This is a genomic window from Paenibacillus sp. FSL R7-0179 (assembly GCF_038002265.1).
In the GTDB taxonomy this organism is placed as follows: Bacteria; Bacillota; Bacilli; order Paenibacillales; family Paenibacillaceae; genus Paenibacillus_AQ.
Genome location: NZ_JBBOCC010000002.1, coordinates 1,164,681 through 1,179,808, shown reverse-complemented (window position 1 = coordinate 1,179,808; position 15,128 = coordinate 1,164,681). Strand labels below are relative to the sequence as shown.

Annotated in this window: 11 protein-coding genes; 5 read left to right on the top strand and 6 right to left on the bottom strand. The window is 52.6% G+C overall.

The genetic code is table 11. The features are described from left to right. Window positions 1-160 precede the first annotated feature (160 nt). The gene (locus MKX63_RS21610; RefSeq protein WP_341019946.1) at window positions 161-730 is read right to left on the bottom strand and encodes a Uma2 family endonuclease; all 570 of its coding nucleotides are present in this window, start codon (window positions 728-730) and stop codon (window positions 161-163) included. Window positions 731-986: 256 nt separating this feature from the next. Between MKX63_RS21610 and MKX63_RS21605 the strand changes: the two genes are divergently transcribed. The 3 genes from MKX63_RS21605 (at window position 987) to MKX63_RS21595 (ending at window position 5,753) form a co-directional block, all read left to right on the top strand. Next, window positions 987-2,180: a transposase gene (locus tag MKX63_RS21605; protein WP_341014490.1), complete on the top strand. Its 1,194-nt coding sequence runs from the start codon at window positions 987-989 to the stop codon at window positions 2,178-2,180. A gap of 147 nt (window positions 2,181-2,327) precedes the next feature. After that, the gene (locus MKX63_RS21600) at window positions 2,328-3,071 is read left to right on the top strand and encodes an MBL fold metallo-hydrolase (protein ID WP_341023184.1); all 744 of its coding nucleotides are present in this window, start codon (window positions 2,328-2,330) and stop codon (window positions 3,069-3,071) included. Window positions 3,072-3,311: 240 nt separating this feature from the next. Beyond that, window positions 3,312-5,753, top strand: coding sequence for a transglutaminase domain-containing protein (locus tag MKX63_RS21595; RefSeq protein WP_341019944.1), 2,442 nt, complete (start codon window positions 3,312-3,314; stop codon window positions 5,751-5,753). A 538-nt stretch (window positions 5,754-6,291) separates the two neighbouring features. Here MKX63_RS21595 and MKX63_RS21590 read toward each other — a convergent pair. Both MKX63_RS21590 and MKX63_RS21585 read right to left on the bottom strand, forming a co-directional pair. Beyond that, a complete protein-coding gene (locus MKX63_RS21590; RefSeq protein WP_341019943.1) occupies window positions 6,292-7,224 on the bottom strand; it encodes an AraC family transcriptional regulator in 933 nt (310 codons plus the stop codon). A 57-nt stretch (window positions 7,225-7,281) separates the two neighbouring features. Continuing rightward, the gene (locus MKX63_RS21585) at window positions 7,282-7,866 is read right to left on the bottom strand and encodes a TetR/AcrR family transcriptional regulator (protein ID WP_341019942.1); all 585 of its coding nucleotides are present in this window, start codon (window positions 7,864-7,866) and stop codon (window positions 7,282-7,284) included. A 163-nt stretch (window positions 7,867-8,029) separates the two neighbouring features. On the opposite strand from MKX63_RS21585, the gene MKX63_RS21580 reads away from it, so the two are divergent. Then, complete coding sequence (locus MKX63_RS21580; RefSeq protein WP_341019941.1) at window positions 8,030-8,971, top strand: hypothetical protein; 942 nt, start codon at window positions 8,030-8,032, stop codon at window positions 8,969-8,971. 194 nt (window positions 8,972-9,165) lie between these two features. On the opposite strand, the gene MKX63_RS21575 is transcribed toward MKX63_RS21580, so the two are convergent. Then, the gene (locus MKX63_RS21575; protein WP_341019939.1) at window positions 9,166-11,061 is read right to left on the bottom strand and encodes a PrkA family serine protein kinase; all 1,896 of its coding nucleotides are present in this window, start codon (window positions 11,059-11,061) and stop codon (window positions 9,166-9,168) included. A 171-nt stretch (window positions 11,062-11,232) separates the two neighbouring features. Here MKX63_RS21575 and MKX63_RS21570 point away from each other — a divergent pair, with 171 nt between their 5' ends. After that, window positions 11,233-12,123 carry a DUF2161 family putative PD-(D/E)XK-type phosphodiesterase gene (locus MKX63_RS21570; RefSeq protein ID WP_341019937.1) on the top strand — a complete coding sequence of 297 codons (891 nt, stop codon included), beginning with the start codon at window positions 11,233-11,235 and terminating at the stop codon, window positions 12,121-12,123. A gap of 88 nt (window positions 12,124-12,211) precedes the next feature. Here MKX63_RS21570 and MKX63_RS21565 read toward each other — a convergent pair whose 3' ends face one another. Beyond that, window positions 12,212-12,364 carry a hypothetical protein gene (locus tag MKX63_RS21565; RefSeq protein WP_341019934.1) on the bottom strand — a complete coding sequence of 51 codons (153 nt, stop codon included), beginning with the start codon at window positions 12,362-12,364 and terminating at the stop codon, window positions 12,212-12,214. An 832-nt stretch (window positions 12,365-13,196) separates the two neighbouring features. After that, window positions 13,197-15,098 carry a beta-glucoside-specific PTS transporter subunit IIABC gene (locus tag MKX63_RS21560; RefSeq protein WP_341019933.1) on the bottom strand — a complete coding sequence of 634 codons (1,902 nt, stop codon included), beginning with the start codon at window positions 15,096-15,098 and terminating at the stop codon, window positions 13,197-13,199. Window positions 15,099-15,128: the final 30 nt, after the last annotated feature.

Sequence of the window (15,128 nt, the reverse complement as noted above, 5' to 3'; positions counted from 1 at the left end):
TCGTACAATAAGCCGCAGTGTAGTTGCTATAGGCAATTACACTGCGGCTTGTTTGAAAATATAAGAATTTATGCGTTGCACATGATAACTTATCCTTCTATTTCTCGCTGAAACGGTACCATCCTTTAAGAGGACGGCGAAGCCGTTTCTACTTGTGGTATTAGATTTGGAGGTCAAACAGTTTGCCCAGCGGCAGCTGAAAATCCTTAAACACATTCGACCGCACGCTATCCTGCTCTGAATATAAGTCCCTCACCTGATATAGGCCATCCTGCAGCGCATACACATGAACCGTGCGGTTGCCGGGATCGACAATCCAGTATTCCTGGACGCCATACTTCTGGTACAGATTGAACTTCTCATTGAAGTCCTTGAGGGCTGTTGACGGCGATAACACTTCGATTATAAGGGTTGGTGCGCCGTGGCAGCCGTTCTTGGAAATCTGATTCTTGGAGCAGACCACAGACAGATCGGGTTGTGTTACATGATCGGGCATTGAAGCAGAATCATCCTCGCTGAAGAACACATCGAATGGAGCGACAAACACATGACAGCTCTTATTCTCCAGGTGTGTACGCAGTGCGAAATATAGCTCCCCTACAACATACTGGTGAAAGGCTGTAGGCGCTGGCGACATATTATAGGCTTTGCCGTTAATTAATTCCCATCCCCCGTCCCATGACAACCAATCCTGATACGAATGCTGCTTTTGCTCATCCGGATTCGACACTTGGTTCTGCCTCCTTCGCTTCCTAACGGATTACGTGTAAGTGAATTATAACATGAATGGCTGCGAATACTCAGCGCCCCCGTATCTTTAGATGACTCCATTTCGTTTATATAGTAAAGAGTACTAATTCGAGCATTTTGCATTAATCTAAGCCCTTATTACACAAAGGTTTTTCGAGCATGAAAAAGGACTTCACCCCAACTTGGAGAAGTTTTTTGGTAACGACACCAAAACACTCAAGAGGAGGAAGCCCCCTTTGTATATTCTCCAAGAAAGTCTATTTTCCTTTGAGGAGCTTCAAAAAATTGAATCGAAAGAACGACTGCCCCTCTTTTTCAGTGCACTGGATCTACGGCCGTATGCGAGACAATTAAGAAATCCTTCACCCCGAGGAGCGGACGGGCACTGCCGTCAAGGCATTCTTCGCGCATTACTCGCGGCTCCCTTAGAAAACATCGATACGTTCACCGGCCTAGCACGCAGACTGGAATTTGACCTTCGTTTCCGTTACCAATGTGGACTTCGGCTGGACATTCCCGCCCCTTCGATTTCTACGTTAAGTCGGGTTTTTGCCGAACTGACATGCAAAAACCTTGCCCAGCAGTTGTTTGAGGATCTTGTTGCTCAGTGTCAGGAAGCCGGAATCCTAGGCGGCACGCATGTCGCCATCGACAGCGCAGCCATTCACGCCTACGAGAAAAAAGAACCCAAGCGAAAAAGCGAACTCACCGGCAATGCCAATTGGGGAGTTAAACTCGATACGTTTGGCAACAAAGTCAAGTGGTTTGGCTATAAGCTGCACCTGGCCGTCGATACGGAGAGTGAACTTCCGATTGCCCTAAAGGTTACACCTGCTCATGTAAATGATGGCGATGAGGGACCTACACTCATGAAGCGAACCGCCGAACGATTCAAGCCTCGTTTTTTCATGCTGGATGCAGGATATGACCAAATGAAAAACTACGAAATGGCTCGCAGCGTCAAGGCCCAGGCCATTATTCCAATGAACCCGCGAAACGAAAAGGAACCTCCTGCAGGGATGACAAGCAAAGGGACGCCATGCTGTTCGATGGGGTTTCCAATGACGTATTGGGGACAGGAAAAGGAACGTTTGAAGTTTCGTTGTCCACACGCTACGGGGAAAGTGGATTGTCCTTTAGGTATGACGGCCTGTTCGTCTTCCAATTACGGAATGGTCGTTAAGGTCAGTAGCAGAGACGATTTACGTCGCTATGCGTTACCACACCGAGAAAGCCGAAATTGGAAAGAACTCTACAACAAGCGAACAAGTGTAGAACGATGCAATTCTCGAATGAAGACCTACCTAACCGCAGACCAATTACATGTTTGGGGCATTCAGAAAGTCACGACTCACCAATATTTGAATGCCATTATTTTGCTTGCTTCTGCGCTAGCTATCTCGAGACAACGAGGCACAAACGCCGCTTAAAATTTCAATCCTCTGAAAATTCTGCCCGTCTGTCCATTTTCATCTTTTTCACTCAAAATCTCAATTCAGCTTGAGATATAACCTTCTTTTTTTTCTTGAAAATGAATTATGCAAAATGCTCATTCATATAATAGGAGAGAAGAAATGATGAAAATTTCGAACGGAGTAGAAATGTTGGAATTGCAGGTTGAGGTATTCGGAAATCGTCAAGAATTGAATCCTACCCTGATTTGGGACGATGAAGCTGCTGTCTTAATTGATACTGGCACACCCGGTCAATTCGAGCAAATACGTGCAGCCATGAACGAGTGTGGAGTCTCCATGGACAAGTTGAAAGCAATCGTTTTAACTCATCAAGATATTGACCACATCGGCAGTCTTCCTGAAATCCTGCAGGAATCTGATGGAGATATTAAAGTATACGCTCATGAGATGGATAAACCATATATTGAAGGCCAATTGCCCCTTATGAAGGCAAATCTCGATAGTATGGCCTGGCAATTAAAATCCCTACCGGAAGACGAACGTTTGAAAATAGTGGCCTACTTATTAGAGAACTCTCCAAAGGCCAAAGTTGACAGCACCTTGGCTGATAGACAAGAGCTTCCGTATTGCGGGGGAATTCAAGTTATCTTCACACCTGGGCATACGCCTGGACATATTAGTCTCTATTTGAAACAAAGCAAAGCCCTTGTTGTTGGTGATGCAATGTTCAGTGTGGAGGGCATCTTGGGGGGACCGCACCCGCATTCCACACCGGATATGAACACAGCCTTCCGTTCCCTAGAAAAATTTTTAGACTTCGACATTAAATCGGTTATTTGTTATCACGGAGGATTATGCAGGGATAACATTAATGACCAGCTCCAAGAGCTGGTCAGGAAAGCGTAAACGGCTTAAACAAATACACTCTTGTTAAAACAGCCTGTGACCGCAAAGCGCTTATCATTCTTTCAATCCTTCCCATCGCCTCCCCCATATACCCTGCTGCAAAAAATATTTAAATATAAATTATCCCAATTTTGTTTTAATAGTATCCCAATGGGTTATATATCTCCTGTGATTTATAATGGGTAATTCTGGATGATCCATGATTACTCTCATACAGAAACCAGACGGGAGAGGACGTTAGTGAAAGTGAAACAAATGGCAATACTGCTGCTCATCATGTGTGTGATTCTGACAGGCTGCATGGGGGGCAGCAAGGAAGGAAGTCCAGCGCCTTCATCCAGTCCGGCCGCCACGGCAACTGCCGAGACGAAGAACACTTCGGGGAACCCTCCGCCGGAGACTTCACAGACCGTGTACGATCTGAAGCAGAAGTATGATTCAGATGAAGCAGATCACAGTCCGGGCATCATGCCTATGTATAATGTGGAGCAGGATATGGAGTTCATCTTCAGATTCAATACCGATCTTGGCTCCGAAGCCATCGGCAAGACGTTATCCGTACATACCGATATCAAGGCACTGCCGGAGAGCAAGGTTGGGACCCTTGAGGATTCACAGCTCATTGACGGCAAAAGCGTATACTCCATCAAGCCGCTCGGCTTCGGCGTTCTTCCCTCCGATTCCCTGCGCGCTACCGGAGCCAGCTCCTGGGGGAACGCGCCTGTCTACTACATCCGGCTCAACTATGATCTGGATGCCAAGTCGCCAACTCTGCTGAAGCAGCCGGTGATCATTCCGTTTACGGTGAAATCGGATCTGCCTGTGCCGAACCTGCAAGCCGACATCAGTCTGGATGGACGGTTGACCCTGGTGTGGGATGAGGTGCCGGGTGCAGAGAGCTATAACATTTATAGCGCTTCCCACATTACGATGGAGAACACGAATGAGCCGCTCAGCGGTGCGGAGCAGGGCTATGCGGATCAGCGCCCGCTGCTGATTGCAACAGTGAAGAATACTTCGTATAACGACTTCATGAAGGATGGACGCGGTGCGCTCGGTGTAGTAGATGAGACGATCACCAGCGTACAGAATAACAATGTGCAAGGGGAATATTACGTCACTGCCGTTCAGGGGGACAAAGAATCCCGGTTCAGCCGCTCGGCGGATACCGTGGCTTTATCCAAACGGCTGCCGCGCACCGTGGCAGCTGAGGATAACATCAACCTGAAATTGTACAAGAATGCCAAAGAGCTGCCCAAAACCGTTCCGGTCCAGTTCATTGACGGCTCCAAAGCACCGGCAGGAGTCATATACGACACCGGTGCAGTCACGCTGAAGCCATCCGGCCCTATAGATGTTCCCTACTCGATTCAGGGCACCGCACTCAAGGGCTATGTACAGGTATCTCAGCTGACAGAAGCAGATCTGAAGAGTCTGGCAGCCGCCCAGAGCAAAGGGGCCACCCCAGGGTATGTGGAGCCGCAGAATAACACCGACTATGTACCTGCACCCGACGTGCCGACCATCATTGATAATAAAGACAGCGGCAGCGGAGACACCGGAACGTCAGGAGATCCCGTAGCCCCCGGTGATAATGTCATCGACCAGCAAAAAGAAAATACCAAGAGCAAGGTAGAGGAAGGCAACAAGCAGGCGGTTCCGGGCACCACGATACGGGCAGACCTGATTCATGCTGACTCTGCGCTGGAGGAGTATCTTGCATTAACACTGATCAACGGCGAGACTGAAATCTCGCTGCAAGCCTTCCCGGAGGCGCAGAATGCCCGCACCCTGGTGGATGTAATTGAGAAGGTGGTCTACCAGAACCCGCTCATTCTCAGCTTCCGCGGCTATGGCTACGATTATGAGAAGCTGACACTGAATGTGAGTTACGATGATTCTGCCGAGTCCATCCGCTCCAAGCAAAAGGAGATTCTTGCCGAAGCAGATAAAGTCATCGCGGCTACGATCAAGGAAGGCATGAGTGCAGACGAGAAGCAGATGGCGATCTACGATTATCTGAATGATAACACTGTCTATGACGATGCTGCACTGGAGAATGCCAAGGAGCAGGAGTTCAAGACCGTTGATGCGAAGTATAATGATTCTTTCAATACCTATGGCATTCTGGTTAAAAAAGTCGGCGTATGCATGAGCTATGCCCACACCTTCCAGTTGCTCTCGGATCTCGTCCAGGTCCCTTCGATGGTCGTCACAGGAACCATGAGCGGCGTGAATCACGCCTGGAACAAGGTGAAGCTCGGTGACGAATGGGTCAATGTTGACCCGACCAACAACGCTACCAATACCGGACTTCCTTATCTGCTCTATAACTCCAATGATGCTACAGCCACCGATGTAGAGTATGTGATGGATAAGGCCTACTGGCTGGACCACGAGCTGCCTCTGTTCAAGGCCACCAGCAATGCTTACGATTATTACGTGACACAAGGACTTGAGGTAGATTCCCTCGACGCCTACAAGACCAAGCTGGCCGAACAGCTGAAAAAAGGCGAGACTCTGGTAGTCCTGCGCGTTCTGGGCAATACCGACAGCTCGGAGCTAATGCAGAAAACTGCCGAGGTCATCAAGCAATACGATGCCAGCAAGCTGGATAGTGCAGGCATGGTGGAGTTTGGAAGCTACGTGGCGGTTCAATTGGATGCCGCAGCCCAGCAATAATAACGGCAGAAAAGGCAAGCCCCGCAATTGGGGCTTGCCTTTCTTTAGTTCTAAGTTGCCGCCGTCGATCTTCATTCCTCTTAACATAAGATCTCTTTCATCTGCAAGAATCGCCAGACAGCCACTGCATCATAGACTCCGGTGAAGTCCATACAAAAATAGAGAATTAACATTGCACATACGATGGTTATAGTTATTATCATCTTACGCGGCTTGTCCACGGCTGACGCTTCACCTCATTCACCCAGGCCTAATCTCATCTTAACAGATGCTGATTTGTCGGGCTGTTCCGGCCTTGCTGAATGCTTAACACAAAGAGCCCCTTCATCCAAGACACGAGAAAGGGCTCTTCAGTCAAATCTGTCTATTCTTCTTCATTGCTGGTCATGCCGTCAAACAGCACAAATGCCATTCTCATTACCGTCACCCATCCTCTCTGAGCAGAAGATTAAGTACTCATTGCCAGATGTACTGCATCTTTTTATACCCGACATCCCATATTTTTAATACGCTCTTTTTTTTCACTTATTACCATGACCTACTTTAGGGTTTCATGAAACCTTCGCTCACGCACCGGAACATAAATCTCCATCACCGAATCCACGCGGGCGTGACAGCGTTCGTCGTAGAATTCAAAGTTCAGCTTATCTTCATCGTGCATATAGCCGCTGCCCGGGAACCAGTCCTCGAAGATATATCTCCAGGTACTCTTGACCACCTCGGCAAAAGTCTCCGGTCTCGCCTCATCGGTAGCGTCCACCGGGGGTGTCGTAAATACCGCATACTGCGCCGCAGGCACAACCGCCGTAAGCATGTCAGGAGTAACCTTACTGAAGTCCTCCACTATAACCCCCAGCAGATAGACAGCGTTGCCGCCAGTGCCTGCCGGAATGCACAAGCCGACCTCCCCGTGCTTCGGCGGATTCAGCTTCGCGTACATCTGGTCCTCCAGATTGTCGCCCTCATAGTAATACCAGAAGGAGGCGACGTCCTGCGTAGCATTTCCGGCCTCTACATTGGTCTCAATCCCGTAACCCGCTACGTTAAAAGTAGGCTTCGTCACCAATACCGGCTCTGCCATATAGGCCTTGATCTCATACTCCAGCCGGTCCCGGAGATATCCGCTCATCCGCGCCGCGTACTGGGAGGGGCTGTAGCCGTAGGTTTTGCGGAAGGCTTTGGCGAAGCCTCCGGGGGTCTCGAAGCCATATTCCAGCGCAATCTCCGTAATTCTCCGCCCGTTGAACAATTCAACGGCAGCCCGCGACAATCTTCGGGTGCGCACATATTCCATGACCGGCATGTCCTGAGACTGGCTGAACATCCGGCAAAAATGATACAGCGAATACCCTGCATACGCCGCAATCTGCTCCGCTGTCAGCGGGTCCATGAGATGCTCCTCAATATAATCAATCGTCTGTCCGATCTCTCTGCTGTAATTCAGTGACTCCACCGGCCTTTCAATAGACATAGATAAGTTCATTATATCAGACGGTGGCTTGCGGGACTGATCCGGTCTTGCTCTTTATCAGCGCTGTGTATCCGTTAAGCCCTGCATAATGAATTCCACCATATGATCCAGAAGCTGCGGAAAATAGCTTGCCCCGATCTCTTCCTTGTGAATGTCGATATACGGAATAGAGTTGAACAAGGCGAGAATCATCCCGTCCGCAAGATCCGTTCTGATTTTCCCCTTGGACTTCCAGTTCCGGATTAACTCCAGCATGCCGCTGTTCATCATCTCATGAATTCCCTCTATCCCGCCATGCGCATAGAATTCCTTCTCCAGCTTGCTGAACAGTGCTTTGTTGTACCATTCCTTCAGGATGGGGTTCTCATTCATCCCGCTGTAATTAAGCTCCATCATCTGCTTGAGCACCTTGGCCGGCTCATCCTCCGCATCGATCTGAGACATCATGCTCCGCTTCAGCTCCTCATTCTCCCGCAGATAAATCTCTATGAACAGCTTCTCTTTGGAGGCATAATAATTATAGAACGTGCCTACGGCATATCCGCAGAGCTTGGTAATGTCGGACACATTGGTGTCCTTGAAGCCTTTGGAGCTGAACAGCTCTGTACCGCGTCTGAAAATCTCTGCCTTCTTATCTTCCATCTGTAAGCCCTCCAACCCTCTGAGTGAATATTCTTCAATTCATTCACACAATGTAGCATAGCCTTACAGGCATTACAATGCACTTTTATCTTCAGCTGACACGTATCACTTCCCATTTCGGCGAATAGGCTATTGTAATGAATTAAGAATGGAGGTATCCCGCATGAATTACAGGAACGAAGATTCGGCTAGTTCAGTTCATCCTTCAGGCTATCGGCATCTGCCGCAGCCCTACCCCTTTTCGCATTATTACCACCTGTTACGTTCGGAGACCGCTGAGGAGACCGCTCCGGGGATTGATAAGCAATCTGTAGCTGCCGGGATTACACAGACTATCCGGGCCTCCGAACCTCCGGCCGCCGCGAACAAGCCGGCGGACGGCCATCCCGGGGCAAGTCAAACCGGTGGCAAGGGAATTCATGTCGATGCAGGAGGTGAGTTAGGGGGAAAACACGGCATTGGCTTGAATGCCGGAGGAAAATTGGCGTACAGCGGCGCAATTATACAGGCAGACGGCCATATCGGCAGCCCCTCCTATGGCATTGCAGCGCAAGGTGATTCTCATGTAGGCAACGGGCAAGGTCTCGGAGTGAACGCCGAAGCCCAGGCCTTCGGCAAATACGGGGTGACCGCACAGGGCAAGGCCCAGCTCGGCGGTGGCCAGGGTGCAGATGCCGGGCTCAGTGCGCAGGCAGGCGGCAAGTACGGACTAAGTGCAGACGCTGGCGGTCATCTGGGCCTTAGCCAAGGCGCCGGTCTTGACTCCCATGTTCAGCTAGGCGGCAACAAGGGCATCGGGGCTGAGGCCAAGGCCCAGCTAGGCGGCGGGCAGGGCGCAGATGTCCAGATTGGCGCGCAGGCCGGCGGCGACCACGGGCTGGATGCAGATGCAGGTGCTCATCTGGGGCTTAGTCAAGGCGCCGGCTTTGACTCCCATGTTCAGCTAGGCGGCAACAAGGGCATCGGGGCTGAGGCCAAGGCCCAGTTCGGCGGCGGTGAAGGCGCAGGCATCGGCCTGGGCGGGCAGCTCGGAAAATATAAAGGCCAATTCAGCTTCAAAATTGGCGGGAAGCACCAGGAGCCTAAGGACTCTCAGGAGGATTAGGAGACGTAGAGGTTAGCCATGCGGATAAGGGTCATTAGCCGCCTAGATAACATAAAGGGAATATCCTTAAGCCATCACAATGGCCTGGGATATTCCCTTTTTGCTGAACCTGCAAGTCTTGATTGACGCCGGGGCAGACATGAGGACTGCCTAATGGCAGTCCCAGGTCCCCAGTATCCGTGAAGCCGCCTCCGTCAGCGGTTCAGCAGGCTTCCGACATATTTCAGCAGCTCATTGGCGCAGATCGGGCAGTAGCCATGCTCGTCAATCAGGCGGCGGCTGACCTCGTTGATCCGTTTGAGCTGGCTTTCATCCGGTGTCTTGGAGGAAGTGGTGATTTTGACGATATCCTTGAGATCCGTGAACAGCTTCTTCTCAATGGCTTCACGCAGCCGGTCGTGATTGTTATATTCGAACTTCTTGCCCTTGCGGGAATAGGACGAGATACGGATCAGAATCTCCTCGCGGAAGGCCTTCTTCGCATTCTCCGAGATGCCGATCTGCTCTTCAATGGAGCGCATCAGTCGCTCATCCGGCTCCATCTCCTCATCGGTAAGCGGGTCGCGGATTTTGGACCAGTTGCAGAAGGCTTCGATATTGTCGAGATAGTTCTCGAACAGCGTTTTGGCTGATTCTTCAAAAGAGTAGACGAAGGCCTTTTGCACTTCGCTTTTGGCGAGAATATCGTATTCCTTGCGGGCAATGGAAATAAAGTTCAGATAACGCTCGCGCTCCTCCTTCGTAATCGAAGGATGCTGATCCAGACCGTCCTTGATCGCCCGCAGCACATCCAGCGCGTTCATGCACTGCAGATCGCCTTTGATCAGGGCGCTGGAGATGCGGTTAATGACATAACGCGGGTCGATGCCGGACATGCCTTCATCTAAGTATTCGGTCTGCATCTCCTTCAGATCTGCTTCCTTGTAGCCCTCAACCTCTTCGCCGTCATACATGCGCAGCTTCTTGATCAGATCCATGCCCTGCTTCTTGCTCTCCTTAAGCCGGGTCAGGATAGAGAAGATCGCCGCCGCGCGCAGCGCGTGAGGGGCAATATGCACATGCTTCATATCGCTCTGGCCGATCAGCTTGGCGTAGATCTTTTCCTCTTCAGAGACGCGCAGATTATAGGGAACCGGCATGACGATCATGCGGGACTGGAGCGCTTCGTTCTTTTTATTGGAGATAAAGGATTTATATTCGGTCTCGTTCGTGTGGGCAATGATCATTTCATCCGCAGAGATTAACGCGAAGCGCCCGGCCTTGAAATTGCCTTCCTGGGTCAGCGACAGCAGATTCCACAGGAACTTCTCATCGCATTTCAGCATTTCCTGGAATTCCATAATCCCGCGGTTAGCCTTGTTCAGCTCCCCGTCGAAGCGGTAGGCCCGCGGATCGGATTCCGAGCCGAATTCAGTGATGGTGGAGAAGTCGATACTGCCGGTCAGATCGGCAATATCCTGCGATTTCGGATCGGAAGGACTGAATGTGCCAATCCCCACCCGTTCCTCTTCCGACAACAGCACACGGGTGACCGCCACCTGTTCAATATTCCCGTGATACTCATTCTTCAGCCGCATCTGGCAGGACGGGCAGAGATTGCCTTCAATCCTTACTCCCAGCTCCCGCTCAATCTCCGGACGCAGCTCCAGCGGAATCAGATGCAGCGGGTCCTCATGCATCGGGCAGCCCTCAATGGCATATACCGCACCCGCATCCGTACGTGAATATTGCTCCAGCCCGCGCTTTAGCAGCGTAACCAGGGTCGACTTCCCTCCACTGACCGGCCCCATCAGCAGCAAGATCCGTTTGCGCACATCCAGCCGCCGGGCGGCTGAATGGAAATACTCCTCTACCAGCTTCTCCACCGCACGGTCCAGCCCAAAGATCTCCTGTTCAAAAAACTTATACCTCTTCCGCCCGTTGATGTCCTCGACGCCGTGTGACTTGATCATGTCGTAGACGCGGGCATGAGCCGTTTTTGCGGGAGCGGGGTCCAGTTTCAGCAGTTCTATATAGTCCTTGAAAGTGCCGCTCCACGCCAAACGGTCGTTCTCAGCCCGATGCGTTGCTATACGCTCAAAAATATCCATTGGCTCGCTGCCTCCTCTTGCGCTCCTACTTGCTCCACCAAGCTTAGAAAGTGTATTACATACCTATGCGGCGAGCCCGGAATAGTTGACCTCTTTTTTGCTGTGCTATAATAGAGAATCATGATTTCTCTAGGATAATTAAGCTGCAATTCAGGGCAGGAGTGACAACCATTGGCAATCAAACAGGAAACGGAGCTGTATGCTCCTTTGAAGGGGTTTTTTGAACGGCAGGGCTACGAGATCAAGGGCGAGGTGCGTACCTGCGATCTGGTCGGCATCCGGGAGGACGAGGCGCAGCCGCTCATTGTGGAGATGAAAAAATCATTCAATCTCGCCCTGCTGCTGCAGGGGATTGAACGGCTGCGGCTCAGCCCTAACGTCTACCTAGCGGTAGAACGCGTCAGGGAGAAGAAGGGCGCGGTCAACCAGCGCTGGGGCGAGCTCACCGGGCTGTGCCGCCGGCTCGGCCTCGGGCTGATCACCGTCGTCTTCTACAAGACGAAGGCGCCGCTCGTCGAGGTGCTCGCGGAGCCGGGCGAGACGCCGCCGCAGGCCCGCAGCGCCGTCCGCCGCCGCGAGCGGCTGCTCTACGAGTTCCGCGAACGCAGCGGAGACTACAACACCGGCGGCAGCACGCGCGTCAAGCTCGTGACGGCCTACCGCGAGAAGGCGCTGCGCGTGGCACTCGCGCTGCAGGCCCTGGAGGCCGAAGCCGCCGGAGCGGCCGGCCTCGGCGGTAGGCGCGCGGCGCTCGGCGGCGCGCCGGACACGGCCCTGGCCGCCGGGGAGACGGCGGCCGCGGGTGAGGCTGCAGCGGCGGATGATGCCGCTGCGGGGGCGGGCCCGGCGGCTGCGCACAGCCGGGCGGAGGGCGCGCGCGGCGTCACGCCCGCCGCGCTGCGGAAGCGCAGCGGCGTGCCCGGCGCCGCTGCGATCCTGCAGAAGAACTACTATGCGTGGTTCTTCCGGGTGCAGCGCGGCCGCTACACGCTCACGGCCGCCGGACAAGCGGCGTTGATCGAGTATGCCCGGATCGCGGAGATCAGCGCGGGCAAGCTGTAGGCCCGCGCCGGGGCGGCAGCAGATCTCACTAGGTTCGTCCGCCCTCGGCGAGCCGCTCCACCTATCGGGCCCGGGGCCATACGTCTGCCTACCCATCTGTCCGCTGCTTCAGGCATACGCAGATCACCCGTACCTGCCAGGCCGCTCGCTGCTCACCAGCCGTGAGCGGATCGCCGTGCCTACACACCTGTCCGCTCGCTGCTCCACCTGCAGGACCCTGGCCACGCATCTTGCTATCCATCTGCCACTTCACCTGCCGGGCCCGGGCGGTCACGGCTGCTTATCTGTCCGCTCGCTGCTCCATCTCCCGGGCCTAGTATGCTGCCGCCTTACTTTACATGGACAATCACACAATCATGAGGCGTTCATGCTCGACTGCCCAGCCTATAGTTGGATAATCAACACTTAATTTGTTGAGTTTTTCCCGCCGCAAAAGATTAGTTGGATAAACAACACTTATTCCCCACCTTTTGGTCTCAACTAGCATATTTCAGCCGAATAGATGTACTTTTTCCAACTAACATCCCAACTGTCAGCAATCCAGTCAAATTAGTTGTACTTTTTCCACCTATCTCCACAGAACAAAGTTACTGGAACGGGCGCCAACAGATTATATTCGGTTTTCCACACACATTCGGCCCGCTTGCCTTCGCCCCGGTACATTGTATTCGGTTTTCCGCATACATTCGGCCAGCTTACCTTCACGAAGCAGATTGTGTTCGCTTTTTAGCATACATTCGACCCTCTCAGCCTCGCCCCGGCACATTGTATTCGGTTTTCCACACACCTTCGGCCCGCTTGCCTTCGCCCAACACATTGTGTTCGCTTTTTAGCATACATTCGGCCAAAAAAGGAGTTGTCCCCACGCAGACCTGCTGCGAGCGACAACTCCTTTATACCTTTTCTACCCACTTACCTGTCCTATACTCTAAAACATCCTACTTCCTTATACTCCAGCTCTTCACTCACTCACTCCAAGCCCCAGCTCTTCACTCCTTCACTCCAAGCTCCAGCTCTTCACTCATTCACCAAGCCCAGCCATTCACTCATCCACTCCAGGCCCCCAGCTCAGCCTAAGCAAGGACCGTATACAATAGCTCCTTCTCCTTAACGAAGGTAGCGCCAGCAGACTGGATGGACTGATACTGCTGGATGTTGGTAATAATAACCGGCGTAATTGTGCTGTAGCCAGCCTTCTCAATCTCCACCAGATCGAATTCCATCAGCAGATCGCCGACGGCCACCCGGGTTCCGGCGGTTACCTTGGGCGAGAAATGCAGGCCCTTCAGCTTCACTGTGTCGATGCCGATATGGATCAGCATCTCTGCCCCGCTGTCGCTGACCAGACCAATCGCGTGCCCGCTCTTCGAGAGGGAGAACACCGTTCCCTGAACCGGCGAGACTACGCGGCCTTCGGATGGCTGAATCGCATATCCCTTTCCCATAATCTCTTCCGAGAAGGCCGGGTCGCTTACTTCGCTCAGCGGCTTCACCGCTCCGGCAATCGGGCTGAATACCTCTTGATTCACCATCTTAGACTCAGCAGCAGCGCCGATTACAGTAGTGGCAGCAGCAGATGTGTGTACAGACTCGGCAGGAGTCACCGCAGGCGCAGCAGCAGCTTCCGGCTCATCCTCGAAGCCAATAATATAAGTGACAATGGCAGCAACGACCGCCCCGATAGCGAAGCCGATGACCGAATAGACAAAGGTTGCACCGAGAACCATCGGAATGCCGGAGAGTCCGGCGAGTCCGCCGATGACATACGCTTTTACCTTGAACAAGCTGAGGAACGCACCACCGGCGGCTCCGCCGATCAGGGCAGCGATGAACGGTTTCTTAAGCCGCATATTCACACCGTACATAGCCGGCTCTGTAATCCCCATGAAGGCCGTAATACTTGTAGACAGGGAGAGGGACTTCAGCTTGCTGTTCTTCGTTCTCAGAGAGACACCAAGCGCACTGCCCGCCTGGGCGAAGTTCGCTACCATCATAATCGGAATCATATAGTCATAGCCAAGCTGCGCAATGGATGCGATCATGATTGGAATCAGGGCATAGTGCATCCCGGTAATGATCAGCAGGGACATGGTTCCGCCCAGCAGCAGGCCCGCGAACAGTCCTGTATTCTCGAACAGCCAGCTGATGCCTCCGGTCAGGCCATCCCCGATGATAACACCCAGCGGGCCTACGGCAATCAGGGTAAGCGGCACAATGACCAGCAGCGTTACCGTTGGAACGATAATCAGCTTCAGCGAAGCATGGGTTACTTTATCAACGGCTTTTTCCACATAGGAGGCCAGCCATACTGCAATCACAATCGGAATGACGGATGAAGAATAGGTTGCAGCTACCACCGGCAGTGAAGCGAAGGTAACAGGCTCTCCGGACCCCAGCAGCGTGGTGACGGTCGGATGCAGAATGGCCGCTCCGATTGCAGCAGCGATGTACATATTGCTTCCCAGCTTACGCGCAGCGCTGATAGCCAGAACAATCGGCAGGAAGTAGAAGGCGCCGTCCCCGATCGCCGAGAGTATGATATACGTGGAGTTCTCCGTCCCCATCCAGCCCACCGCTACCAGCAGGGCGACAATCCCCTTGATCATCCCCGCACCGGTAATGGCCGGCAGGATCGGTGTGAAGATCCCCGAGATGAAGTCAAACAGCTTGCTCAGCGGATTCTGCTTCTTTTTCTCCACATTGTCACTGGAAGCCTTCTTCTCAGGAGAAACGGACATATTGCCAATCAGGTCATTGTAGACCACCGGCACATCGTTGCCGATAATGACCTGGAATTGCCCGCCGTTAATCATCACGCCCATAACCCCGTCCGTCTTCTGCAGGGCAGCTTTGTCCGCACGGTTGTTGTCATTCAGGTTGAAGCGCAGGCGGGTCATACAATGGGTAACCTGATCGATATTCTCTTCTCCGCCGACAAGCTTCAATATTTCTTTTGACAGCTCTTTTGTATTCATAAGATGTTGCTCCTTAGCTATAGTATGTTT

Excerpts from the sequence above, each read along its gene's own strand:
- MKX63_RS21600 (WP_341023184.1), top strand. The coding sequence starts at position 2,328 with ATGAAAATTTCGAACGGAGTAGAAATGTTGGAATTGCAGGTTGAGGTA.
- MKX63_RS21590 (WP_341019943.1), bottom strand. The coding sequence starts at position 7,224 with ATGTCTATTGAAAGGCCGGTGGAGTCACTGAATTACAGCAGAGAGATC.
- MKX63_RS21585 (WP_341019942.1), bottom strand. The coding sequence starts at position 7,866 with ATGGAAGATAAGAAGGCAGAGATTTTCAGACGCGGTACAGAGCTGTTC.
- MKX63_RS21580 (WP_341019941.1), top strand. The coding sequence starts at position 8,030 with ATGAATTACAGGAACGAAGATTCGGCTAGTTCAGTTCATCCTTCAGGC.
- MKX63_RS21575 (WP_341019939.1), bottom strand. The coding sequence starts at position 11,061 with ATGGATATTTTTGAGCGTATAGCAACGCATCGGGCTGAGAACGACCGT.
- MKX63_RS21565 (WP_341019934.1), bottom strand. The coding sequence starts at position 12,364 with ATGGATAGCAAGATGCGTGGCCAGGGTCCTGCAGGTGGAGCAGCGAGC.
- MKX63_RS21560 (WP_341019933.1), bottom strand. The coding sequence starts at position 15,098 with ATGAATACAAAAGAGCTGTCAAAAGAAATATTGAAGCTTGTCGGCGGA.